24 protein-coding genes, 1 tRNA gene and 1 pseudogene are annotated in these 21,841 nt (G+C 66.3%); 11 read left to right on the forward strand and 15 right to left on the reverse strand.

The genetic code is table 11. The features are described 5' to 3' along the window. Positions 1-20 precede the first annotated feature (20 nt). Positions 21-260, forward strand: coding sequence for a hypothetical protein (locus tag A5782_RS19165; protein ID WP_067103532.1), 240 nt, complete (start codon positions 21-23; stop codon positions 258-260). A gap of 17 nt (positions 261-277) precedes the next feature. Here the strand turns inward: A5782_RS19165 and A5782_RS19170 are convergent, their stop codons facing one another. Beyond that, the gene (locus A5782_RS19170; RefSeq protein ID WP_067103534.1) at positions 278-1,222 is read right to left on the reverse strand and encodes a lytic transglycosylase domain-containing protein; all 945 of its coding nucleotides are present in this window, start codon (positions 1,220-1,222) and stop codon (positions 278-280) included. Between the two features lie 136 nt (positions 1,223-1,358). Between A5782_RS19170 and A5782_RS19175 the strand changes: the two genes are divergently transcribed. The 3 genes from A5782_RS19175 to A5782_RS19185 all read left to right on the forward strand — a co-directional run bounded on the left by A5782_RS19175 (position 1,359) and on the right by A5782_RS19185 (position 3,037). Then, positions 1,359-2,147 (forward strand): DUF732 domain-containing protein, encoded by a 789-nt coding sequence (locus A5782_RS19175; RefSeq protein WP_067103537.1) that lies wholly within the window; start codon positions 1,359-1,361, stop codon positions 2,145-2,147. A gap of 44 nt (positions 2,148-2,191) precedes the next feature. Then, a complete protein-coding gene (locus A5782_RS19180) occupies positions 2,192-2,455 on the forward strand; it encodes a hypothetical protein (RefSeq protein WP_067103539.1) in 264 nt (87 codons plus the stop codon). Positions 2,456-2,539: 84 nt separating this feature from the next. Beyond that, the gene (locus A5782_RS19185) at positions 2,540-3,037 is read left to right on the forward strand and encodes a DUF309 domain-containing protein (RefSeq protein ID WP_067103542.1); all 498 of its coding nucleotides are present in this window, start codon (positions 2,540-2,542) and stop codon (positions 3,035-3,037) included. Between the two features lie 45 nt (positions 3,038-3,082). Here A5782_RS19185 and A5782_RS19190 read toward each other — a convergent pair. Together A5782_RS19190 and A5782_RS19195 are read right to left on the reverse strand one after the other, a co-directional pair. Next, positions 3,083-3,154: transfer RNA gene (locus A5782_RS19190), tRNA-Thr, on the reverse strand. A 28-nt stretch (positions 3,155-3,182) separates the two neighbouring features. After that, the gene (locus A5782_RS19195; RefSeq protein WP_067103544.1) at positions 3,183-3,899 is read right to left on the reverse strand and encodes a hypothetical protein; all 717 of its coding nucleotides are present in this window, start codon (positions 3,897-3,899) and stop codon (positions 3,183-3,185) included. 157 nt (positions 3,900-4,056) lie between these two features. On the opposite strand from A5782_RS19195, the gene phoP reads away from it, so the two are divergent. Further along, positions 4,057-4,776 carry a two-component system response regulator PhoP gene (gene phoP, locus A5782_RS19200; RefSeq protein WP_066864000.1) on the forward strand — a complete coding sequence of 240 codons (720 nt, stop codon included), beginning with the start codon at positions 4,057-4,059 and terminating at the stop codon, positions 4,774-4,776. 40 nt (positions 4,777-4,816) lie between these two features. Then, positions 4,817-6,275 (forward strand): annotated as a pseudogene (locus A5782_RS19205) (sensor histidine kinase). Here A5782_RS19205 and A5782_RS19210 read toward each other — a convergent pair. From A5782_RS19210 to A5782_RS19255, 10 genes are all read right to left on the reverse strand, one after another. Next, entirely contained in the window at positions 6,247-6,651 is a 405-nt protein-coding gene (locus A5782_RS19210; protein ID WP_067103837.1) for an HIT family protein, read from the reverse strand. The pseudogene A5782_RS19205 and the gene A5782_RS19210 overlap by 29 nt on opposite strands. A 38-nt stretch (positions 6,652-6,689) precedes the next feature. Then, positions 6,690-7,127 carry a ketosteroid isomerase family protein gene (locus A5782_RS19215; protein ID WP_067103548.1) on the reverse strand — a complete coding sequence of 146 codons (438 nt, stop codon included), beginning with the start codon at positions 7,125-7,127 and terminating at the stop codon, positions 6,690-6,692. 16 nt (positions 7,128-7,143) lie between these two features. Then, positions 7,144-7,434 (reverse strand): hypothetical protein, encoded by a 291-nt coding sequence (locus tag A5782_RS19220; protein ID WP_067103550.1) that lies wholly within the window; start codon positions 7,432-7,434, stop codon positions 7,144-7,146. A gap of 28 nt (positions 7,435-7,462) precedes the next feature. Further along, positions 7,463-8,590 (reverse strand): NDMA-dependent alcohol dehydrogenase, encoded by a 1,128-nt coding sequence (locus A5782_RS19225; protein ID WP_067103552.1) that lies wholly within the window; start codon positions 8,588-8,590, stop codon positions 7,463-7,465. 154 nt (positions 8,591-8,744) lie between these two features. Next, positions 8,745-9,299: a hypothetical protein gene (locus tag A5782_RS19230; RefSeq protein WP_067103554.1), complete on the reverse strand. Its 555-nt coding sequence runs from the start codon at positions 9,297-9,299 to the stop codon at positions 8,745-8,747. 4 nt (positions 9,300-9,303) lie between these two features. Continuing rightward, positions 9,304-9,513 (reverse strand): ferredoxin, encoded by a 210-nt coding sequence (locus A5782_RS19235; protein ID WP_067103556.1) that lies wholly within the window; start codon positions 9,511-9,513, stop codon positions 9,304-9,306. Positions 9,514-9,525: 12 nt separating this feature from the next. Beyond that, positions 9,526-10,878, reverse strand: coding sequence for a cytochrome P450 (locus A5782_RS19240; RefSeq protein ID WP_067103838.1), 1,353 nt, complete (start codon positions 10,876-10,878; stop codon positions 9,526-9,528). Positions 10,879-10,933: 55 nt separating this feature from the next. Then, entirely contained in the window at positions 10,934-11,758 is an 825-nt protein-coding gene (locus A5782_RS19245; protein WP_067103558.1) for an SDR family oxidoreductase, read from the reverse strand. Next, positions 11,759-12,976, reverse strand: a complete 1,218-nt coding sequence (locus A5782_RS19250) for a cytochrome P450 (protein ID WP_067103560.1) — start codon at positions 12,974-12,976, stop codon at positions 11,759-11,761. Continuing rightward, a complete protein-coding gene (locus A5782_RS19255; RefSeq protein WP_067103562.1) occupies positions 12,977-13,612 on the reverse strand; it encodes a TetR/AcrR family transcriptional regulator in 636 nt (211 codons plus the stop codon). It lies immediately after the preceding gene. 212 nt (positions 13,613-13,824) lie between these two features. Here A5782_RS19255 and A5782_RS19260 point away from each other — a divergent pair, with 212 nt between their 5' ends. The 5 genes from A5782_RS19260 to purD all read left to right on the forward strand — a co-directional run bounded on the left by A5782_RS19260 (position 13,825) and on the right by purD (position 19,210). Continuing rightward, a complete protein-coding gene (locus A5782_RS19260; RefSeq protein WP_067103564.1) occupies positions 13,825-15,294 on the forward strand; it encodes an aldehyde dehydrogenase in 1,470 nt (489 codons plus the stop codon). A gap of 29 nt (positions 15,295-15,323) precedes the next feature. Then, positions 15,324-16,073: an SDR family oxidoreductase gene (locus tag A5782_RS19265; protein ID WP_067103566.1), complete on the forward strand. Its 750-nt coding sequence runs from the start codon at positions 15,324-15,326 to the stop codon at positions 16,071-16,073. Between the two features lie 16 nt (positions 16,074-16,089). Next, complete coding sequence (locus tag A5782_RS19270) at positions 16,090-16,947, forward strand: NAD(P)-dependent oxidoreductase (RefSeq protein ID WP_067103568.1); 858 nt, start codon at positions 16,090-16,092, stop codon at positions 16,945-16,947. Continuing rightward, positions 16,947-17,375 carry a carboxymuconolactone decarboxylase family protein gene (locus tag A5782_RS19275; RefSeq protein ID WP_067103570.1) on the forward strand — a complete coding sequence of 143 codons (429 nt, stop codon included), beginning with the start codon at positions 16,947-16,949 and terminating at the stop codon, positions 17,373-17,375. Before A5782_RS19270 ends, A5782_RS19275 begins: the two co-directional genes overlap by 1 nt. 566 nt (positions 17,376-17,941) lie before the next feature. After that, complete coding sequence (gene purD, locus A5782_RS19285; protein ID WP_067103572.1) at positions 17,942-19,210, forward strand: phosphoribosylamine--glycine ligase; 1,269 nt, start codon at positions 17,942-17,944, stop codon at positions 19,208-19,210. On the opposite strand, the gene A5782_RS19290 is transcribed toward purD, so the two are convergent. Together A5782_RS19290 and A5782_RS19295 are read right to left on the reverse strand one after the other, a co-directional pair. Then, on the reverse strand, positions 19,207-20,790 hold the full coding sequence (locus A5782_RS19290) for a gamma-glutamyltransferase family protein (protein WP_067103574.1): 1,584 nt from the start codon (positions 20,788-20,790) through the stop codon (positions 19,207-19,209). The two genes, purD and A5782_RS19290, sit on opposite strands and share 4 nt — an antisense overlap. A gap of 95 nt (positions 20,791-20,885) precedes the next feature. Continuing rightward, positions 20,886-21,815, reverse strand: a complete 930-nt coding sequence (locus A5782_RS19295; protein WP_067103839.1) for an alpha/beta hydrolase-fold protein — start codon at positions 21,813-21,815, stop codon at positions 20,886-20,888. Between the last annotated feature and the right edge of the window lie 26 nt (positions 21,816-21,841).

A 21,841-nucleotide genomic window follows, 5' to 3' on the forward strand; every position in this document is an offset into this window, starting at 1 on the left:
CGGCATGGCAGGCTCCGGGAATGGACGTGAGAGAGAACGTTCGCCGGGCCATCGACGTCATGACGGCTTGGTCGTCCGACAGCGGGCCCGAATTCACCTGGAGCCGGCTTGTCGAGAACGTGGTCGACGAGCCGGACGGCGACATCATGCTGCTGATGGGCTTCGTCAATCTCGCCGGCGAGCTGGGGATCAGACTCGAGCGGGCCACCGGCCAGGATGTGCGCTCACACCTGCAGGACATTGCCCGCAAGTACGTCTGACCGCTAAGCGACCGCGCCTACTGCGGGTGGGCCGCCACGTAGTCGGCGGCCGGGATCGGTGAGGACGCGTCGTAGCCGATGGGCAGCAGCACGTCGCCGGCCGTTGTGAGGCAGTAGACGTCCCACCGGTAGTACGCGGCGAACGTCGCGGGATCGGCGGCGATCAGCGCCGCGTATTGGTCGACCGCGCGGACGTATTCGCTGGCGTGGTTGTACCCGTAGATGGCGTGATCACGATCGTTGGCGAAGCCATTGGCGGCCAGGTAGCGCCCCGCCGCCAAGATGCTGTCGTGGGGTGAGTGGATGTCGCCGCCCTGGCCGTAGCCGGCGAACGTCGAGGGCAGGAACTGCATGGGCCCCTGGGCGCCGGCGGTGCTCGCGCCGACGATGCTGCCGAAGCGCGTTTCGATGAAGTTGATCGCGGCCAGGTAGTTCCAGCTGACGCCGGATTCCGACTCGGCCTGGTGGTAGTAGTTCATCAGCTCGCCGGCCGGTGCCGGCGGCTCGATGCGCCAGGCGGGCAGGGTTTCTCGCACCGGTGTCAGGGCAGTGAGTTGCCGGCGGGCGTCGACGTTGCGGTCGTAGACATCGACCAGCTCCGGTGGGATGCGCGGGCGCGTGGCGGCGTCCCATTCGGGATGGCGCCCGATGGCGCGGTAGGCCGCCTGCTCACGATGCGCCGCCGCCGTCAGCGCCGGGTCCGGTGTCCCCGGATCGCGCAGAGCGCGTTCGTCGGCCACCAGGTCGTCGGCCAGTTGTGCGGGATCCGACGCCAGGCGAGGTTGCGCACCGCCGGGCGTACCGGCGTCGGCGGGCACCATCCGCGCCGGCGGCGCGTCCGCCCGCGCCGTTGTGGTCGGGCCGGTCGCGGCCGGGTGCGATGCCGAACAGCCGACGAGCGCGAACATGATCGCGCCGAGTACCAGCGGCGCGGCACGCCGACGACTGCTCACGGTGATCATTGCTCGAATCCCACGGCTCCGGCTGGTCGGTTCACAGTGAGTCTTTCGCATCGGACCGCACGAATTCAATGCGGTGACGGTGCTCTGTTCGCCGGGGGAGTTGTGACAATGGCGTGCGACTCTCAAACTGGTTGATATGCGCGACCGCGAGCAGATCGACTCTGAATTGCGGCTCGTCGCGCTGCGGCGCCGGGCGATCCGTGAGCAGGGCGGTCAGTTGTCGTCCCGAGAGGCCGACGAACTGCTCGACGAAATCTTGGCCCATGGCGCAGGGTCATCTAAGGTCGACGCGTTTGATGCCTGGGAAACCGGGGTCGATGCCGCCACCGGGTCGCGCGCCGGCAAAATCCGCGCCATCGTGTCTCGGCGACGCAAGGTTGCCGCGCTGCGCCGCTTGGGTCTTTTCGCGGCGTTACCGCTATCCCTGGTAGCCGTCGTCTCCGCGGTGGTGGTGATGTTCGCGCTCCACCGCCAGGATTCGTCGGCACAGCCGGAGGACACGCCGCCGTCGTCCGCGCCCTCAAAACCTGTTGCGCCGAAGGCGTCCGGTCCGGCGATCGGCGTGGTTGACGCGGCGTTCATCGCCGCGTTGAAGCAGGAAGGCGTGCCGGTTCCCAGCCAGGAATACGTGATGAGCCAAGGGCACGCGGTCTGCGACTTCCTGGCGCACCAACGGAACTTCGGGGATGCGGCCGCTTTCGTGCAGCGAACGTCGATATGGGACGCCAAGCAAAGCACCGCGGTCACCGCGGGCGCCATCGTCTCGTACTGCCCTCAGTCTCGACCCGCAGGCCCGGACCCGATGCAGCCGGATTATCAGAAATCGTTGTCCGACCTGCAGGACATCGAACGAAACCTGCAAGGCATCCAGGGGAAGCTGCAAGACATTCAAGGTGGTCTGGACACCGTCCCGGGCCGCCCGTAACGGGTTATCGCGACGCTGGGACTTCAGGCCTAAACTTTTTCGCCATGGCACCCGAACCAGAGGCAATCCCCGACTTCTCGCCGTTCCACAAGATGAGAGAGATCGAGCTCGACCCTGAATCCGTCGTGGGCAAGGAGCTGCGCGACCGGTTCGCCCACCTCGACCAGTCCTTTACCGGAAAGAACCCTCTCTGGGCCGCCGTCGTGAAACTCATCGGCCTCACTGCTATGTGCGCGAAGGGCGTCATCGACCTCGAGAAAGAGGTGATCGAGCTGAGGCGCGAAGTGAGAGCCCGCCGCGCCACATGATCATTGACAGCCGAGCCGCCGCGCTGGCCGGTTGCCTCGAAGATCACGCCTAGTGGCCGGGGTTCGCCCTGCGATGATGGATGGATGGCCGAGCGCGATCGCGACGAGTCCGGCAGACCCCGAAGCAGGCGCCCACGCGACTCACTCGGGCGCCCGCTTCCGACAGGCAGTGAAGGTGTCGCACGTATCCCGGACGACTTGGAGCTGCCGCCGGTCGAAACCCTCGCCTACGCGCAGGATCTGCTAGACCGAGGACTGGCCTTTAACGCCCACGAGGTGCTCGAGGCCGCATGGAAGAACGGGCCGGACGAAGAGCGCACGCTGTGGCAAGGGCTGGCTCAGCTCGCGGTCGGCATCACCCATGTCCAACGCGGCAACGTCCAAGGCGCAATCACGCTGCTTCGTCGTGCGGCGGGCCGCCTTTCGCACGGTGAGGTGCCGGCGCCGTACGCCATCGACACCCAGGGTTTGGCCAATTTCGCTGATGCGCTGATCGACTACCTTGCCGATGGCGCCGAGATCACAGCGGAGTGCCTGCGACCTCGTCTGCTTGTGTCCGACCCGACGAGCCAGCATCGCTGATCCGGCCCGGTCGACACTTCACCCGGACTAGAACCGGACGTTGTGAGCCCCCTGTCAGGATTGAACTGACGACCGCTCGCTTACAAGGCGAGTGCTCTACCACTGAGCTAAGGAGGCGGGGTAAAACCGGACCCAGCCTAATCGGTCACTGATCGCTGTCGATCACGCGTGCTGAGGGCACCGCCCGCGACGAGGGACGCCGCCGTCCCGGGAACGGGATCCGGTCGGCGATGTTGCTCAGCGGGTTGACCACCATGGTGAGCGCGATGACGGCATCCTGCAGGGTGGCGATGGCGGGCTCGAGCGCCTCCATCCCGGGTGTGAGCCGGGCCAAGGTGTCGGCGACGTCGGCGAGTTGGTCCAGCGGTCCGTTCTTTGCCGTCAACTTGTCGACGAGCCCGCCCTCGCTCAGCAGCCGGTCGGCCAGCCCGTCCTCGGCCAGCAGCCGCTCGATCAGACCCTCCTCGGCGACCAGCTGATCGGCCAGCCCGCCTGGTTGCAGCGTGCGGTGCAGGGCGCCGCCCTCGGCGGTCAGCCGGTCAAGCAGGCCACCCTCCGAGGTCAGCAGGTCGACCACTCCGCCCGGGCGCAGCAACCGGTCGATCGGACCGTCGGGGGCCACCGCCCGACCCAGCGGGGCGTCGTCGTCGAGCAACCTGGCGAGCCGATTGGCCCGGACGATCGCGTCGTCGATCCCCAGCATGGACGTCATCGCGTTGGCGCCGCCGGCCCCGCCGTCACCCAGAGCTCGCTTCGCCACGCCAACGGCCGCGCTCGCGACGCCCAAACTCGCATCCGCGGCGGCCAGTCCCACCCGGGCGGGCGCCGTCGCAGCCGACACGATGTTTTTGGCGAGGTTCATTCCACGAGTCTATTCGCGACGCGGCCGGTAAACCCCTATACGTCCCAAGGCAATGCGACGATACCTGGCAGAATACGATCAGACGGTTGGCACTGACCTTCCAGGAAGCACACAAACTTTGCATAGCAAACGTTCAGGCAAGGGGCATAAGCATCTCATGACATCGGCAACCCCTAATGACACGAAACCCGAGGCTCGCGTCCTCGTGGTCGACGACGAAGCCAACATCGTCGAACTGCTCTCGGTGAGTCTGAAGTTCCAGGGGTTCGAGGTCTATACGGCAACAAACGGAGCCCAAGCGCTGGACCGGGCGCGCGAGGCGCGACCCGACGCGGTGATCCTCGACGTGATGATGCCGGGCATGGACGGGTTCGGGGTGCTGCGGCGGCTGCGCGCCGACGGCATCGATGCTCCCGCACTGTTCTTGACCGCCCGGGATTCCCTGCAGGACAAGATCGCCGGCCTGACGCTGGGCGGCGACGACTACGTGACGAAGCCGTTCAGCCTGGAAGAGGTCGTAGCCCGGTTGCGGGTCATCCTTCGCCGCGCCGGCAAGGGCGGGGCCGAACCACGCAGCGCACGCCTGTCTTTCGCCGACATCGAGCTCGACGAAGAAACCCATGAAGTGTGGAAGGCCGGTCAACCGGTATCGCTGTCGCCAACCGAATTCACCCTGCTGCGTTACTTTGTGATCAACGCGGGCACGGTGTTGAGCAAACCGAAGATCCTCGACCACGTGTGGCGCTACGACTTCGGAGGTGACGTCAATGTCGTCGAGTCCTACGTGTCGTACCTGCGTCGCAAGATCGACACCGGCGAAAAGCGGCTGCTGCACACCCTGCGCGGAGTGGGGTATGTATTGCGGGAACCCCGTTGAGCCGGCCCACGGCCGGCGGCGGTAGCGAAGAAGTAGGTAGATGGTCACCAAGTCTCGACGTGGATTGCCCCTCCGGATAGGGCTCGTCGCCGCCACGCTGGTGCTGGTCGCCTGCGGCCTCGCCGTTTCCGGCATCGCGGTGACGTCGATCCTGCGGCACAGCCTGGTCAGCCGCATCGACTCCACCCTGCTCGACGCGTCCCGCGGCTGGGCGCAGAACCCACGGCGGCAGTCGCCGCCGCCCTACGAGGGTCCCGACCCGGGCCGGCCCCCGTCGAAGTTCTACGTCCGCGGCGTCAGCATCGATGGCACCCCGTTCACCGCCATCAACGACCGCAACGCCGAACCGGCGTTACCGGCCAACAACGACGTCGGGCCCAACCCGACGACGCTGCCCTCGGTGAACGGCTCGGACATTCAATGGCGCGCCGTCTCGGTGCACGGTCCGCACGGGATGACCACGGTCGCGATCGACCTGTCCGACGTCCAGCACACGCTCACCTCGCTGGTCTGGTTGCAGATGGGCATCGGGGTGGCGGTGCTGGCCGTGGTCGGAATCGCCAGCTTCGCGGTGGTGCAGCGCAGCCTGCGGCCGCTGGTCGAGGTCGAGCGGACGGCCGCGGCGATCGCGTCTGGACAGCTGGATCGCCGTGTCCCAGAACGTGATCCGCGGACCGAGGTGGGCCGGCTGTCGCTCGCGCTCAATGGGATGCTCGCGCAGATTCAGCAAGCGCTGGCGTCTTCGGAGTCCTCCGCCGAGAAGGCCCGCGGCTCCGAGGACCGGATGAGGCGGTTCATCACCGACGCCAGCCACGAACTGCGCACCCCGCTGACGACCATCCGCGGTTTCGCGGAACTGTATCGCCAGGGCGCCGCCCGCGACGTCGCGATGCTGTTGTCGCGGATCGAAAGCGAGGCCTCCCGGATGGGCCTGCTGGTCGACGACTTGTTGTTGCTGGCCCGCCTCGATGTGCAACGACCGCTCGAACACCATCGGGTGGACCTGCTCGCGCTGGCCAGCGATGCGGTGCATGACGGGCAGGCGATAGACCCCAAGCGCACCATCACCATGGAGGTGCTCGACGGTCCCGGCACCCCGGAGGTGCTCGGTGATGAAGCACGGATCCGGCAGGTGTTGAGCAACCTGGTCGCCAACGCGTTGCAGCACACCCCGGAAAGTGCCGACGTCACCGTGCGGGTCGGCACCGACGGCGACGACGCCGTGCTCGAAGTGGCGGACCAGGGTCCCGGGATGAACCAGGAGGACGCGTCGCGCGTGTTCGAGCGGTTCTATCGGACCGACTCGTCGCGGGCACGGGCCAGCGGCGGTACCGGACTGGGGCTATCCATCGTCGACTCGTTGGTGCGCGCGCATGGCGGCGTCGTGAGCGTGACCACCGCGCCCGGCGAAGGCTGCCGCTTCCGGGTGACGCTGCCGCGCATCAGTGACGTGCCCGCGCACGAGCCGGCTCACGCCAACTGAGCCAGCGCCGCCTTGATCTTGGCCTGGGCCTCGTCCAGCGATTCCGCCGACGGGTTGCGGTCGACGTTGGCGAAGCCGAAGTCGCTGAGGCTGCGAGTGGGGAAGACGTGCACGTGCAGATGCGGAACCTCCAGCCCCGCGATGATCAGGCCGGACCGTTCGGTTCTGAACGCCTTGCACACAGCCTTGCCGATCAACTGGCTGACGGCCATGACCTGGGCGAAGGCCGCGCCGTCGACGTCGTGCCAATTGTCGATCTCGGCGCGCGGCACCACGAGGGTGTGTCCCTGCGTCATCGGCTCAATCGTCAGGAACGCGACGACGTCGTCGTCCTCGTAGACGAAACGGCCGGGAAGTTCTCGGTTGATGATCTTGGTGAAGATCGACGCCATGGGCCCCAGCATAGGTTCGACGCTCGGACGGCCCCGCGTCAGTCCTCCTTGCCGAACTGCATCATGTCCAGGTTCCAGTAGCCGCGCATGTTGGTGATCAGTCCCGCGTCGTTGACCTGGTAGGTGAACACGCCACGCACCGTGCTGGTGAAGCCGCCTTCGAACTTGCTGTTGAGCACCAAAATGTGGGCGATCTCGTCGGGCGAACTCGACGGGAAGGTCTCCTCGCAGGAGATGGAGAGCTGGTTGGCGGCGATGTTGGTGTCGAAGAACGCGCCGACGGCCTCCTTGCCGCGCACCCCGGTGCCGTCGGGGTTGGTGACGGACTTGCCGATCGGATCCTCGATGACGACGTCGTCGGACATCAGCGCCAGCCAGCCCTCCCGGTCGTGCGCCTGCACGCACCGCCACGATGACTGCGACGCGGCCAGGGCCGGGGATGCCTGGGATTCTTGAGCCTGTGCGGTTTCGGCCATTTCTGTTCTCCTGTCACTAGATTGCGCACGCCGCGCGCGCCTTCCTCGGTGGATTGCGGATCAGGCCCAGTCCGGTGCAGTCGCCCGCGGCGTGCACTTCGGTACCTGGCAGGGCATCGACGAGGCCGAACAGGGTGGTGTCGGGCTCGAACGCGCCGCGAAGTCGTCGCCGGCGTTGCGGCGGCAGCCCGTCGGGCGTGCCGTACCTCGTCTTTATTGGAGTCTTTATTGGAGACACCAGCAGGCGGTTGCGCACCCTCATGGCGCCGATTCGTCCCGGCGCCATGAGGTGGCCGAAGCCGGTCATCGAAGAGACGCGGCCGATGACCGGTGGTTTACCGGTCGGCGTCGGTGAACCGGATGACGCCGCGAATGTTCTTGCCGTCCAGCATGTCCTGGTAGCCGTCGTTGATCTGCTCCAGCTTGTACTGGCGGGTGATCATGTCGTCCAGGTTCAGCTTGCCGGCCTTGTACATCGACAACAGCTGCGGGATGTCGTACTGCGGGTTGCCGCCACCGAAGATGGTGCCCTGCAGGTTCTTTTGCATCAGGGTCAGCATCGCCAGGTTCAGGGTGACGTTGGTGTCCAGCAGGCTGCCGATGGCGGTCAGCACGCAGGTGCCGCCCTTTTGGGTGAGGTTCAGGTAGTTGTCGACGTCGGCGCCCTGCAGCTCGCCCACGGTGACGACGACCTTGTGGGCCATCAGGCCATAGGTGACCTCGGCCATGCCCGCCATCGCGGCGAAGATGTCGGGGTAGACGTGGGTGGCGCCGAACTTCAGCGCCTGGTCGCGCTTCCACTCGACCGGGTCGATCGCGAAGATGTAGCGGGCTCCGGCGTTGACGGCCCCCTGTAGCGCAGCCATGCCGACCCCGCCGACGCCGACGATGGCGACGTCTTGGCCCGGGCGGATGTCAGCGGTGCGGACCGCCGAACCGTAGCCGGTGGTGACGCCGCAGCCGACCAGCGCGGCGACCTCGAACGGGACCGATGGATCGATCTTCACCACCGAGCTTCGGTGCACGACCATGTAGGGGGAGAACGTTCCCAGCAGTGTCATGGGGAAGACGTTCTGGCCGCGGGCCTGGATGCGGAAGGTGCCGTCGGATACCGCGGCACCGCCCAGCAGGCCGGCGCCCAGATCGCACAGGTTGCGCAGGCCGGCCTGACACGTCGGACACGTCCCGCAGGACGGAATGAACGACAGCACGACGTGGTCTCCGGGGGCGATGTCCTCCACGCCGGGGCCGACCTCGGTGACGATGCCCGCGCCCTCGTGGCCACCGAGCACCGGGAATCCGGCCATCGGGATACCGCCCGTGACCAGGTGATGGTCGGAGTGGCACATGCCCGCCGCTTCCATCTGGATCTTGACCTCATGCGCTTGCGGGTCGCCGATCTCGATTTCCTCGATAGACCAGGGCTGGTTGAACTCCCAGATCAGTGCGCCTTTTGTCTTCATGAACAACCTCCATTAGCAAGCTCTGACCCAAAGTTCGGCAAGGCGGCCGGTCAGGGCCCCGACGGCATGTTTAGAACGTGTTCTTGTTCGCCCATCCATTATGACCTGCGTCACCGGAGTGTAGACAAGCGGGGACCACCAACCGGTGGGGGGATCACCAAATCGGGACGGGTGCCTCGCCGAGCGGGTAGTAGCCCGGTAACTTCTCGCCGGCGATGCTGCGCTCGATCCGCTTCTGCATGCCGGCGGACAGATCGCCGGATTCGATCAGGTTCGCGAACATCTTCGCGACGTGACCGAAGTCGAAGAAGTCACGCTGCCACTCGATGAGCTGGTCGCTGTTGAGGCGGAACCAGCTGCCGCCGATGCCGTAGATCTCGTCCCGGGTGCCGTCGGTCTTGTTGACGATCTGCTTCCAGAACCCGACGATCTCGCCCTGCTTCTCGTCGATGAGCACTTTCTGGTATTCGTACACCCAGTTCTCCAGGCCCTCCATCTCCAGGCCGAGCGCGATGTCGCGGATCTCGTCGATCCCGACGCACATCACGTCCTCCTTGGGGCCGATGTTCCAGCCGTAGGTGGCGTCCTGGGTGTAGAAGTCCCCCAACGGCCGCCAGTCGCCGGCCTTTTCGCAGTCCTTGTTCGCCTGCAGCCAGCGGTCGACCCATGCCTCGAGTTGCTCACGGGAGTGTGACGCCTTTGATGTCATTGGGTCAATCTTCTTTCTCTTTGATGGAAAGCGCTTGTGTGGGGCACATATCGACCGCGCGTTCGACTTCATCGCGGGCGTCTTCGGGCGGTTCGGGGTCGACGATCTCGACCTTGCCCCGCTTGGGCACCCGGAAGTAGTCCGGCGCCTCCAGTTCGCACATGGCGTGGCCCTGACACAAATCCAGATCGGCTTCGATTCTGAATCCGCCCATTGGACTTACTCCTTACGCATTGCGCTTGCGGTAGCGGACCTTCGCCGGCCGGGCAAGCTGCACGACCATCTTGGAGTGGTCGTTGTGATAGCTGTCCGCCGGCTGGGCCATCTCAAATTCGTACTCGCGCAACAGGACCGAGAAGATCGCCTTGATCTGCATCTGGGCGAAGGCGGCGCCGACGCAGCGGTGCCGTCCCGCGCCGAACGGAATCCAGGTCCACCGGTTGACGATGTCGGCCTGCTCGGGCTTGTTGTAGCGGTCGGGCTTGAACGCATCCGGGTCGGGAAAATCCTCGGCTATCCGGTTCGAGATCGCCGGGGACGCCGCGACGAAGTCACCGTCGTGAATGGGAAAGCCCTCGACCTCGAACTCGCCCTTGGCAACCCGCATCAGGATGATCAGCGGCGGGTGCAGCCGCAGCGTCTCCTTGACCACGTTGTCCAGCTTTGGAATGGACCGCAGGGCATGGAAACTCACCTCCTGGCCGTCGGCGTAGAGCTCCTCGAGCTCGGCCCGCACCTCGGCGTACTCCTCGGGGTGGCGGATCAACTCGATCAGCGTCCACGCCGAGGTCCCCGAACTGGTGTGGTGCCCCGCGAACATCAGCGAGATGAACATCCCGGTGACCTCGTCGGCGGAGAAACGGGGCTGGCCCTCTTCGTCTTTGATGGAGACCAGCACGTCGAGCATGTCGCGGTCGGCCTTGTCTTTCGGCGGGTTAGCCAGCCGCTGGTCCATGATTTCCTGCACCAGCGCAACAAGTTTGACGCGGGCCTCGTCGCGTCTTTTGAAGCTTTCGATCGGCAGGTAGGGATCGACGTAACACAGCGGGTCGGTGCCGCGCTCCAGCTCGTGGTAGTACTCGGCGAACCGGTGGTCGAGTTGCTCGCGGAACTTCAGCCCGATCAGGCAGGCCGTCGAGGTGTAGATGGTCAGCTCGGCGAAGAAGTCGAGCAGCTCGATCTCGCCTTCCTCACCCCAGTTGGCGATCATCTTCTTGACTTCGCCCTCGATGGTGGCCGCGTGGCCCTTCATCTGCTCGCCGCGCAGCGCCGAGTTGTGCAGCATCTCCTTGCGCCGCTCGGGGCTGGCGTCGAACACCACGCCCTTGCCGAAGATCGGCGTCATGAACGGATAAGCCTCGGCCTGGTCCAGGTCTTCGTCGGCGGAGCGGAAGAAGAATTCGTTGGCACCGGCGCCGGACAGCAGGATGACGTGCTTGTCCACCAGCTGGAACCAGCCCACGTCGCCGCATTCCTCGCGGACGCGCTTCATCAAACCGATTGGGTCGGTGCGGAATTCCTCGAGGTGGCCGTGCTCTTCTTCGCCACCGGAAACCCGGGGCACGATGGCGGTGGTCATATTGCCCACTCCTCACCAGCGCGCGTCCCGCGCGCCGCATCGTCGATTCGCGAAGTCATGACGGCATCCCCTCTTCGCCGAGTGCGAGTTTCTGGCGATCTTTGTTGTCGGTCAACGGGGCTTCGGGCTGAAGCTCCATGTTCGCGATGAAGCCACCGCGCGGTGTCTCCGCGACGAAGGTGATGGCTCGTGCCAGGTCGGCCGCGCGCAGGAAGTAGTCATGGCGGGCCTGGCCCCATTTGGCCCAGTCCTCGAGTGCGGGGCCGATCTTGTCGGCCGGCAGGCTCCAGCCCATCGACGTCTTCGTCGGCCCGGGATGCACGATCGAGGCCCGCACGCCGGTGCCCTCGAGCTCCATCTGGAAGTTGGTGACCATCGCAACCAGCGCGGCCTTGGCCGCCCCGTAGGCACCCATGTGCGGCCGTTGGCGCAGGGCCACGTCGGAACCGACGAAGATCAGGTCGCCGCGCTGCCGGTCGAGCATGCCGGGCAGCACCGCCCCGGCCAGGCGGTTGGCGCCGACCAGGTGGATCTGCAGCTGCGACTCGAACTCGTCGGTGGTGATCTCGGCGAGCTTGCCGAAGTAGGTGTCGCCCGCGCCGGCCACCAGTACCTCGATATCGCCGAGCGCGTCGACCGACTGTGCAACAAAGGATTTCACCGAGTTCGGGTCGGTGACGTCCAGGTGGAATCCGACCGCCTCGCCGCCTTCGGCGTTGATCTTGCCGACGATGTCGTCGAGCTTCTCGACCCGGCGGGCGCCCAGCGCGACCGGGAAACCGTGCGCCGCGAGTTCGATGGCGGTTGCCTCTCCGATGCCGGAGGAAGCGCCGGCCACGATGGCGGGCCGGCGGTCGGGCAGGGGCTCAAAGCGGGGCATTCAGCGGACCTCCACGCTCATGGGTAGGTGAGCGAATCCGCGGACATTGCTCGAGTGGACTCGGACGGCGTTGGCCTCGTCCACCTCGTAGCCGCGGATTCGCTTGAACAACTCGGTGAGCGCAACCCGGGCTTCCATCCGCGCCAGATGCGCGCCCAGGCAGAAGTGTGCGCCGCTACCGAAACTCAATAGTTTGGGCCCTATTTCGCGCCCGATCAGGTAGTCGTCAGGGTTGTCGAAGACGCGCTCGTCGCGATGCCCCGACCCGGGCAACAGCAGCAGGACATCGCCCTCGGGAATGGTGGTGTCGTAGAGGGTGAACTCGCCGGAGACGGTGCGGGCCAGGATCTGGCTGGAGGTGTCGTAGCGCAGCGTCTCCTCGACCCACAACGGCACCCGCGAGAGATCCTCGTAGACCGGTGTCAGTTGATCCGGGTTCTTGTGACCCCAAAATGCCGCATTGGCAAGCAGTTTGGTAGTGGTCTCGTTTCCGGCGATCACCATCAGGAACATGAAGCCGAGCACTTCGTCGTCGGTGAGCCGGTCGCCGTCGATCTCGGCCTCCAACAGCGCCGAAGTCAGATCGTCGGTCAGCTTCTCGCGGCGCTCGGCCACCATCCCCTGGTAGTAAACGATCAGGTTCAGGGAGGCCTCGACAGCCTCCGGTGGCACGTCGGTGACCCCCTCCGCGCGGTGCATCACGCCGTCGGCCCAGGCCCGGACCTGATCCCGATCCGGCTCGGGGACGCCCATCAGCTCGGAGATGACGTCCATGGGCAGCTTGCCGGCGAACTCCTCGACGTAGTCGACCGCACCGTCCTTGGCCTTGGCCAGCATGGTGTCGAGATGCTGCGTCGCGATCTCGGTGACCCGGGGCTCGAGTTCCCGAATCCGGCGCGGCGTGAAGCCTTTTGACACCAGCGTCCGCAGCCGCAGATGAGCGGGATCGTCCATCGCCAGAAACGACATCGTCTTGCTGGCGTGCGGGCCACGCGACGCCGGGTCCAGCGAGACGCCGTACTTGTTGGAAAGCGTTGTGCTGTTGCGGAATCCCTGCAACACGTCCTGATGGCGCGACAACGCCCAGAACTTCAGCTCGTCATTGCGATAGAGCGGGGCCTCGTCGCGCAGCCGCTGATAGTACGGGTACGGATCTTCGTGGAAGTCGTAGTCGTAGGGATCGAGGACCAGCTCGTGGTCGCCCACATGGACGGTCATTTAGGTTCTTGTCTCCTGGTTCGTCTCGCCGGGGCCGGGCAAGATCAGACTCACTACATAGGCCAATTGGTCGGCGATCTGGTGATAGGTGAACTGGCCACTGGCCGCCTGTACCAATGCGCCGAAGAACATCATTTCGAGCGCGGTCACCGTGTTCGGGTCGGCCCCAGGCCCGATGGCGGTGGCGATGCGGCGATGGATCTCGGCGCCGATGCGGTCGCGCACCGCGCCCACCGCGGGATCCGTGCCACCGCCGAGCAATGCCGTCGTGCATGCGGCGCCGACCTCGGGTTCATCGGCGACCACCAGGGCCAGGTGATGCAGCACCCGTTCCACCCGGGTGGTCATCGGGTCGTTGACGTCGGTGAAATAGGGGACCTGCCGCACCAGGTCCAGGTAGACCTCGGCGATCAGATGATTCTTCGACGAGAAGTAGGTGTAGGCGGTGGCCGGTGCGACCTTGGCGCGGGCTGCCACCGCGCGCACCGTCAGATCGGCATAGGACTTCTCGCGCAGCGTTTCGATGCCGGCCGCGAGCACCTTGCGGAAGGTCTCCTCCTGGCGACGGTTGCGGGGCGGCTGACCGGTCTGGCGGTCGCCATCGGATGTCACCGTCACCAGTGCGTCGCTGGACACATGTCCAAGCTATCGGATCCGATCGCCGCGAAGCAAGCCCGACCCATGAACATACTGGTTAATCAATGATTTTCACCGCAGTGGGAGCGGCATTCGAGATCGGCCCTTGCACCGCCGACGACCTGGCGGCTAAGGTTCGATCGGGCAATATCGGACAACTGTCCACTAGATTGACGTGTGCCGGGTTGGCCGCGCACAGACGGGAGCGGGACATGGCCTTGTTGGCCGACGGCGTGAGTGAACTCTTCATCGACGGCAAGCTGTCGGCCGGCAGCGCCGGCAACTTTGCCACGGTGAATCCGGCGACCGAGGAAGTGCTGGGCCTCGCCGCCAACGCCGACGCCACCGACATGGACCGCGCCATCGCGGCCGCGCGGCGCGCCTTCGACGAGACCGACTGGTCCCGCAACACCGAACTGCGGGTGCGTTGCATCCGGCAGCTGCGCGATGCGATGCGTGACCACATCGAAGAACTGCGCGACATCACGATCGCCGAGGTCGGCGCCCCGCGGATGCTCACCTCGGCCGCCCAATTGGAGGGCCCGGTCGGTGATCTGAGCTTCGCGGCCGACACCGCCGAGTCCTACGAGTGGAATCAGGACCTCGGTCAGGCATCGCCGATGGGCATCCCGACCCGGCGCACCATCGCGCGGGAAGCCGTGGGCGTCGTCGGCGCCATCACGCCGTGGAACTTCCCGCACCAGATCAACCTGGCCAAACTGGGGCCGGCTCTGGCCGCCGGCAACACGGTGGTGCTCAAGCCAGCACCGGACACACCCTGGTGTGCCGCGGTGCTCGGCGAAATCATCGCCGAACACACCGAGTTCCCGCCCGGTGTCGTCAACATCATCACGTCCGACGACCACCGGGTGGGGGCGCTGCTCTCGAAAGACCCTCGGGTGGACATGGTTTCGTTCACCGGCTCGACGGTGACCGGCCGCGCCGTCATGGGCGATGCCGCCGCGACCATCAAGCGGGTGTTCCTGGAGCTGGGCGGCAAGTCGGCGTTCGTCGTTCTCGACGATGCCGACCTGCGGGGGGCGTGCTCGATGTCGGCGTTCACCGCGGCCATGCACGCCGGGCAGGGGTGCGCCATCACGACCCGGCTGGTGGTGCCGCGGGCCCGCTACGACGAGGCCGTCGCCATCGCCGCGGGCACCATGGGCTCGATCAAACCTGGCGACCCCAATGACTCCGGAACCGTGTGCGGGCCAGTGATTTCCGCTCGGCAACGGGAGCGGGTACAAAGCTACCTCGATCTGGCGATCGCCGAGGGCGGGACGTTCGCCTGCGGCGGCGGGCGCCCGGCGGACAAGGACGTCGGGTTCTTCATCGAACCGACCGTGATCGCCGGCCTGACCAACGACGCCCGGCCCGCCCGTGAGGAGATCTTCGGGCCGGTGCTCACCGTGATCGCCTACGACGGTGAAGACGACGCGCTGCGCATCGCCAATGACTCGCCATATGGCTTGTCGGGCACCGTGTTCGGTGCCGACCCGGAACGTGCCGCCAACTTCGCGTCGCGGATGCGGGTGGGGACCGTCAACGTCAACGGCGGTGTCTGGTACTCCGCCGACGCGCCGTTCGGCGGATACAAGCAATCCGGCAACGGACGCGAAATGGGCCTGGCCGGCTTCGAGGAATACCTGGAAGTCAAAACCATTGCCACCGCTGTGCAGTGACCGTGCCACTAGGCGACCGAGAGGAAAACATGCGATTCGAGAATAAAGTCGGCATCGTCACCGGTTCCGGTGGCGGCATCGGGCAGGCGTACGCCGAGGCGCTGGCCCGCGAGGGCGCGGCGGTGGTGGTCGCCGACATCAACGCCGAGGCCGCCGAGGCGGTGGCCAAGCAGATCGTTGCCGACGGCGGTACGGCGCTCAGCATTCCGGTCGACGTGTCCGACCCCGCGTCGGCCAAGGCAATGGCCGATCGCACGCTGGCCGAATTCGGCGGCATCGACTACCTGGTCAACAACGCCGCGATCTTTGGCGGCATGAAGCTGGACTTCCTGCTCACCATCGACCCGGAGTACTACAAGAAGTTCATGAGCGTGAACCTCGACGGGGCGCTGTGGTGCACCCGGGCGGTGTACAAGAAGATGGCCAAGCGCGGCGGCGGGGCGATCGTCAACCAGTCGTCCACCGCCGCCTGGCTTTACGCGAACTATTACGGCCTGGCCAAGGTCGGGCTCAACGGTCTGACCCAACAGCTCTCCCGCGAACTCGGCGGCCAGAAGATCCGGATCAACGCGATCGCCCCCGGCCCCATCGACACCGAGGCCAATCGGACCACCACGCCGGCGGAGATGGTCGCCGACATCGTCAAGGGCCTGCCGCTGTCGCGGATGGGCACGCCCGAGGATCTGGTCGGCATGTGTCTGTTCCTACTCTCCGACGAGGCGTCGTGGATCACCGGGCAGATCTTCAATGTCGACGGTGGACAGATAATTCGGTCGTGACGGGAGGAAATGTCATATGACTGACCAGCTGAAGCTCGGCTATATCGGTTTGGGCAACATGGGCGCGCCGATGGCCACGAAGATGACCGAATGGCCGGGCGGGGTAACGGTTTACGACATCCGGACCGAGGCGATGACCCCGCTGGTCGAAAAGGGCGCCGGCCTGGCCGACAGTGTCGCCGATGTCGCCGCCGCCGACATCATCCACATCACCGTGCTCAACGACGCCCAGGTGCGCGAGGTGGTCGGCGAGCTGGCGGCCAACGCGAAGCCCGGCACCGTCATCGCGATCCACTCGACCATCAGCGACACCACGGCGGTCGAACTCGCGGCAGAGCTCAAGCAGCGGGGCATCCACATCGTCGATGCCCCGGTCAGCGGCGGCGCGGCTGCCGCCGCGAAAGGCGAACTCGCCACCATGGTGGGCGCCGAGCGGGAGGTCTACGAGCGGATCAAGCCGGCATTCAAGCACTGGGCATCGGTGGTGATCCACGCCGGTGAGCCCGGTGCGGGCACCCGAATGAAGTTGGCGCGCAACATGCTGACCTTCACCTCGTACGCCGCGGCGTGTGAGGCCATGAAGCTGGCCGAGGCGGCCGGCCTGGATCTGCAGGCCCTGGGCCGGGTGGTGCGTCACACCGACGCGCTCACCGGCGGCCCGGGGGCGATCATGGTGCGCGAAAACATGAAAGACCTTGAGGCGGACGACTTCTTGTACCAGCCGTTCTTGCACACTCGCGGCCTGGGGGAGAAGGACCTGAGCCTGGCATTGGCCCTGGGCGAGGCGGTGTCGGTCGATTTGCCGCTTGCCCGGTTGGCCTACCAGCGGTTGGCCGCGGGTCTCGGGGTACCACACACGGAGGAAGAGGCGTAATGGACGAACAGCGCAGCAAGGGCCTCGCGAAGATGAACGAGGTTTATGGCTGGGAGATGCCCAACATCGAAGGCGACGCGTACTTCGACCTGACCGTCGACCACCTGTTCGGCAGCATCTGGACGCGACCGGGATTGTCGATGCGCGACAAGCGCATCATGACGTTGACGGCGGTGACCGCGATCGGAAATCGCGACCTGGCCGAGATCCAGATCAACGCCGCACTTCTCAACAGCGAGCTCACCGAGACCGAGCTGAAGGAGATGGCCGTCTTCCTCACCCACTATCTGGGCTTCCCGCTGGGTTCTGCGCTCAACGGCGCGGTCGACGCCGTCGTGGCCAAACGCAAGAAGGCCGCGGCAAAGGGCTCAGGAGAGGACAAGAAGGGCAACGTCGACGCTGCTTTGAAGATGCACTCGGGCGACTGACCCGCCAATCTCAGTACGGCTGAACACCTTCGGGCATCACGTACTCGGAGATCGGCGCGGAGACCCCGTTGATCGTCGTTCCGCCGTTGATGATGCCCGGCGCCATTTCCAGCATGTTGTGCGGAAATCCGAACTTCGGCTTGGTCAGCGCGTCGAGCCGCGCCAGCTCATCGGCGCCCAGGTGTACGTCGACGGCCCGGACGTTGTCGTCGAGCTGGGAGAGCCTGCGCGCCCCGATGGGATGCGAGAACCCCTACCCGGCCGAGTTGGCCGCGACGTTGAGCATGCCCAAGGCGATGGTGACTCTTTACCTGAAACGGCTCGAGGCCGCGGGGTTGTGCGGCGCGAGATCGACCCGTCCGATTTGCGGCGCCACCGGCTCGGCTCACCCCGCCCGGGCGTCAGGCTGCCAGGAACGGCTTGACACTGCTCTCCGACGAGTTCGACAAGCGCCTCGGACGCCTCACCGCCGCGCAGCGAAATGACCTCAAGGGGCTGCTCGAGAAAATCCTCTGAAGCCGGGGACTGTGGGCGTGAGCCGTTTGACCGGGCTAGTCTGACGTGTCGTGCGCGTCCTGGTGATTGGTTCCGGTGCCCGTGAACATGCGTTGCTGTTGGCGCTGCGCAAAGACCCGCAGGTCACGGGGCTGGCGATCGCTCCGGGCAACGCCGGCACCGCTCGGCTGGCCGACCAGCACGACGTCGACATCACCTCGGCGGACGATGTGGTCACGCTTTCGCGGGAGGTCCGCGCCGACTTGGTGGTGATCGGTCCCGAGGTGCCGCTGGTCCTTGGGGTGGCCGACGCGGTGCGGTCCGCAGGCATCGTCTGCTTCGGCCCCAGCAAGGACGCCGCTCGCATCGAAGGTTCCAAGGCTTTCGCCAAGGAGGTCATGGCCGCGGCCGGGGTGCGCACCGCAACCAGTGAAATCGTCGACACCCCCGCGCATTTAGATGCCGCGCTGGACCGGTTCGGCCCGACGGCGGGGGACCCGGCCTGGGTGGTGAAGGACGATCGCCTGGCCGCGGGCAAGGGCGTCGTGGTGACCACGGATCGCGCTGTCGCACGTGCGCACGCCGCCGGGCTGCTCGAGGCGGGGCACCCGGTGCTGTTGGAGTCCTACCTGGACGGCCCGGAGGTGTCGCTGTTCTGCGTCGTAGACGGCGAAACCGTGGTGCCGCTGCTGCCGGCGCAGGACTTCAAGCGTGTCGGCGACGGCGACAGCGGGCCCAATACCGGCGGCATGGGTGCCTATGCGCCCGTCCCCTGGCTTCCCGACGAGGTGTATCGCGATGTGGTCAGCAACATCGTCGAACCCGTTGCGGCCGAGATGGTCGCGCGCGGCAGCTCGTTCAGCGGATTGCTGTATGCCGGGCTCGCTATCACCGCGAACGGACCCGCGGTGGTCGAATTCAATTGTCGCTTCGGCGATCCCGAAACACAGGCGGTGCTGGCGCTGCTGGAATCGCCGCTCGGTCAGCTGTTGTACGCGGCGGGCAGTGGCGCATTGGCGGACTTCGGCGAGCTGCGCTGGCACGACGGTGCGGCCGTGACGGTGGTGGTGGCGGCGGAGAGCTATCCCGGCCGCCCCCGCGTGGGAGACGTCATCGTCGGCTCGGAAGCCGACGGGGTATTGCACGCCGGAACGGCGCGGCGTGACGACGGCGAAATCGTCTCGTCGGGTGGTCGAGTGCTGTCGGTGGTGGGCACCGGCGCCGACCTGACGGCCGCGCGTACCAAAGCCTACGAAGTCGTTCATTCAATTCGACTGCCGGGCAGCCATTTCCGCAGCGACATCGCCCAGTTGGCGGCCGACGGGAAGATCCGCGTCTAGAAGGCGGCGGCCTGACCGTCGCGGCGGGGATCGCTGGCCGCGAAATAACCGCCCTCGAGGCGCCAGATGGCCTGGCAGCTGCCGAATTGGTTGTAGTCGTCGACGGCAACGAGGTCGTGTCCGCGCCGGCGCAACTCGTCCAGAGTGGATTCTGGAAAGCCCTTTTCGCAGCTGACCTGCATACCTTCCACCCACCGGAACCGCGGGCCGTCACACGCCGCCTGCGGGTTCTGACCGTGATCGGCGATGCGCACCATCACCTGCACGTGGCCCTGGGGCTGCATCATTCCGCCCATGACCCCGAAGCTCATGACCGGGGCCCCGTCTTTGGTCACAAACCCCGGGATGATGGTGTGATAGGGGCGCTTATTCGGTCCGACCTGGTTCGGGTGCCGGTGTGCTGCAACGAAATTCGCACCACGGTTTTGCAACGAGATCCCGGTGCCGGGTACCACCACGCCCGAACCGAACCCCATGTAGTTCGACTGGATCATCGACACCATCATCCCCGCGGCGTCGGCGGCGGTCAGATAGACGGTCCCGCCCGCCGGGGCCCCCGCGGATGCCGGCTTGGCTCGCGCGCGGTCGATCAGTGCCGCGCGCTGCTTCAGGTATTCGTTGTCCAGCAGGCGTTCCGGCCCCAGCGACATGTGCTCGATGTCGGCGACATAGGCCTGGGCATCGGCGAACGCCAGCTTTACCGCTTCGATCTGCAAGTGCACGCTGTCAGCGGAATCGGCCGGCAGCGAAGAGATGTCGAAGTGTTCCAGGATGCCCAGGGCGATCAGCGCGACGATGCCCTGACCGTTGGGCGGGATCTCGTGCACGGTGTATCCGCGGTAGCCGCCGTCGACCGTGCCCACCCAGTCGGCACGGTGAGCGGCCAGGTCACTGGCCCGCATGGCGCCCTGGTTGCCCAGCGCGTGCGCCTCGAGTCGGGCGGCCAGTTCGCCACGATAAAACGCCTCGCCGTTGGTCGTGGCGATCGTTTCGAGCGTGGCCGCATGATTGGGCAGGCTGAATCGCTCGCCGGGTCTCGGCGCTCGCCCGCCGGGCATAAACGCCTCGGCAAAACCCGGCTGGCTTTTGAATAGTGGAACTTGCGCCGCCCATTGCTCTGCGACCGTCGGCGAAACCAGAAAGCCGTTGCGACCGTAGGATATTGCTGGCTCGAAGAGCCGTTCGAACGGCAGCTTGCCGAACTTGGCGTGCAGTGCGGTCCACGCCGACACGGCGCCGGGCACGGTCACCGAATTCCAGCCGAGGGCCGGAACGGCCTTGCCGCCAAAGTATTCCGGCGTCCAGGCTGCTGGCGAGCGGCCCGAGGCGTTCAGCCCGTGCACGTGCTTCCCATCCCACACGATGGCGAAGGCGTCCGAACCGATGCCGTTGGATACCGGCTCCACGATCGTCAGCGTGATGGCCGTGGCGATGGCCGCGTCGACCGCGCTCCCGCCCTGCGCGAGCATCCGCAGGCCGGCCTGGGCGGCAAGCGGTTGCGATGTGCACACGACGTTTTCCGCCAAGATGGGCTTGCGTGGCCAGGCGTACGGAAAGGTCCAGCCGAAAGGTGCGGTCACCTTCGCGAGCGTAACGCTACGGTGACTTTCGGCGGGAAATCTCGCGATGGCGTTACGCTCGCGAACCGGCGGCGCACCATCTCGCGGGCCGGGGCTCATGCCGTCAGCAGCGGCGCCATCCAGGTCAGCTCGGCGGGCAACTGCGAGCTCCAGAACGCCCCGTCATGCCCACCGGGCGAGAACCCGCCGGCCGGTGGATGGGGCAGTTGGGCGATGAACTGCTTTGTCGCGGCATAAAACGGATCGCTGTCGCCGCAATCGATTCGGATCGGGATCGAGGCCAGGGCGGGCATGCCGAACACCGAGTTTGCCGCGAAATCATCCGGCCCGTCGAAGGCTCCCGGCGCCGCCGCGCCCGAGGACATCCACAACGCCGGGCTCACCGCGCAGATCGCCGCGGTGCGGCCCGGTCCCAGCCGGCCGCCCAGCAGCAATGCCCCGTAGCCGCCCATCGACCAGCCCAGGAAGGCCACTCGTGAGGTGTCCAAATTCTGATTGCCCAGCATCGGGATGAGCTCGTCGAGCACCATGGCGCCGCTGTCCTCACCGGAAGACCGCTTGTGCCAATAGCTGCCGCCCCCGTCGACGGCGACCACCGCGAACGGCGGCAGTCCGGCGTCGACGGCCTGTGCCAGACCCTGTTCGACGCCCCCGGCCATCACGGTGGACGCGTCACTGCCCTTGCCGTGCAGCGCGATCACCGGTCGCAGCGGCTTCGTCTGGCCCGGCGGACGCGCGATGGCCCAGTTGGTGGTCGCACCGCCGCGCGCGGCGGAGGCGAACGAACCGGTCACCATGGTGGGCGCGGGCGCCGCCGGAGGAGCCGGATCGCGGGGTGGGCTGGGCGCCGGCGCCAACGGCATCTGGGTGCCGCCCCTGGAAACGGGCGCGGACACCGGCATGGCGTGAGATGTCCGAGGCTGTAACAAAATGTCGAATCCGTAGGCGCCAACCGCCCCGAGAGCCGCGCTGGCGCCGAGGCCGAGCAGGGCGCGTCGGCTCAGGTCGGGCATGCGGACCATTATGCCCTGGCCGTTTGGCCGAAATGGCA

The organism is Mycobacterium sp. 852002-40037_SCH5390672 (genome assembly GCF_001665875.1).
Lineage (GTDB): Bacteria > Actinomycetota > Actinomycetes > Mycobacteriales > Mycobacteriaceae > Mycobacterium.

What these genes read in the sequence shown, in the direction of transcription:
- A5782_RS19165 (WP_067103532.1), top strand. Translation starts at nt 21, where the DNA reads ATGGACGTGAGAGAGAACGTTCGCCGGGCCATCGACGTCATGACGGCT.
- A5782_RS19170 (WP_067103534.1), bottom strand. Translation starts at nt 1,222, where the DNA reads ATGATCACCGTGAGCAGTCGTCGGCGTGCCGCGCCGCTGGTACTCGGC.
- A5782_RS19175 (WP_067103537.1), top strand. Translation starts at nt 1,359, where the DNA reads ATGCGCGACCGCGAGCAGATCGACTCTGAATTGCGGCTCGTCGCGCTG.
- A5782_RS19180 (WP_067103539.1), top strand. Translation starts at nt 2,192, where the DNA reads ATGGCACCCGAACCAGAGGCAATCCCCGACTTCTCGCCGTTCCACAAG.
- A5782_RS19185 (WP_067103542.1), top strand. Translation starts at nt 2,540, where the DNA reads ATGGCCGAGCGCGATCGCGACGAGTCCGGCAGACCCCGAAGCAGGCGC.
- A5782_RS19195 (WP_067103544.1), bottom strand. Translation starts at nt 3,899, where the DNA reads ATGAACCTCGCCAAAAACATCGTGTCGGCTGCGACGGCGCCCGCCCGG.
- phoP (WP_066864000.1), top strand. Translation starts at nt 4,057, where the DNA reads ATGACATCGGCAACCCCTAATGACACGAAACCCGAGGCTCGCGTCCTC.
- A5782_RS19210 (WP_067103837.1), bottom strand. Translation starts at nt 6,651, where the DNA reads ATGGCGTCGATCTTCACCAAGATCATCAACCGAGAACTTCCCGGCCGT.
- A5782_RS19215 (WP_067103548.1), bottom strand. Translation starts at nt 7,127, where the DNA reads ATGGCCGAAACCGCACAGGCTCAAGAATCCCAGGCATCCCCGGCCCTG.
- A5782_RS19220 (WP_067103550.1), bottom strand. Translation starts at nt 7,434, where the DNA reads ATGACCGGCTTCGGCCACCTCATGGCGCCGGGACGAATCGGCGCCATG.
- A5782_RS19225 (WP_067103552.1), bottom strand. Translation starts at nt 8,590, where the DNA reads ATGAAGACAAAAGGCGCACTGATCTGGGAGTTCAACCAGCCCTGGTCT.
- A5782_RS19230 (WP_067103554.1), bottom strand. Translation starts at nt 9,299, where the DNA reads ATGACATCAAAGGCGTCACACTCCCGTGAGCAACTCGAGGCATGGGTC.
- A5782_RS19235 (WP_067103556.1), bottom strand. Translation starts at nt 9,513, where the DNA reads ATGGGCGGATTCAGAATCGAAGCCGATCTGGATTTGTGTCAGGGCCAC.
- A5782_RS19240 (WP_067103838.1), bottom strand. Translation starts at nt 10,878, where the DNA reads ATGACCACCGCCATCGTGCCCCGGGTTTCCGGTGGCGAAGAAGAGCAC.
- A5782_RS19245 (WP_067103558.1), bottom strand. Translation starts at nt 11,758, where the DNA reads ATGCCCCGCTTTGAGCCCCTGCCCGACCGCCGGCCCGCCATCGTGGCC.
- A5782_RS19250 (WP_067103560.1), bottom strand. Translation starts at nt 12,976, where the DNA reads ATGACCGTCCATGTGGGCGACCACGAGCTGGTCCTCGATCCCTACGAC.
- A5782_RS19260 (WP_067103564.1), top strand. Translation starts at nt 13,825, where the DNA reads ATGGCCTTGTTGGCCGACGGCGTGAGTGAACTCTTCATCGACGGCAAG.
- A5782_RS19265 (WP_067103566.1), top strand. Translation starts at nt 15,324, where the DNA reads ATGCGATTCGAGAATAAAGTCGGCATCGTCACCGGTTCCGGTGGCGGC.
- A5782_RS19270 (WP_067103568.1), top strand. Translation starts at nt 16,090, where the DNA reads ATGACTGACCAGCTGAAGCTCGGCTATATCGGTTTGGGCAACATGGGC.
- A5782_RS19275 (WP_067103570.1), top strand. Translation starts at nt 16,947, where the DNA reads ATGGACGAACAGCGCAGCAAGGGCCTCGCGAAGATGAACGAGGTTTAT.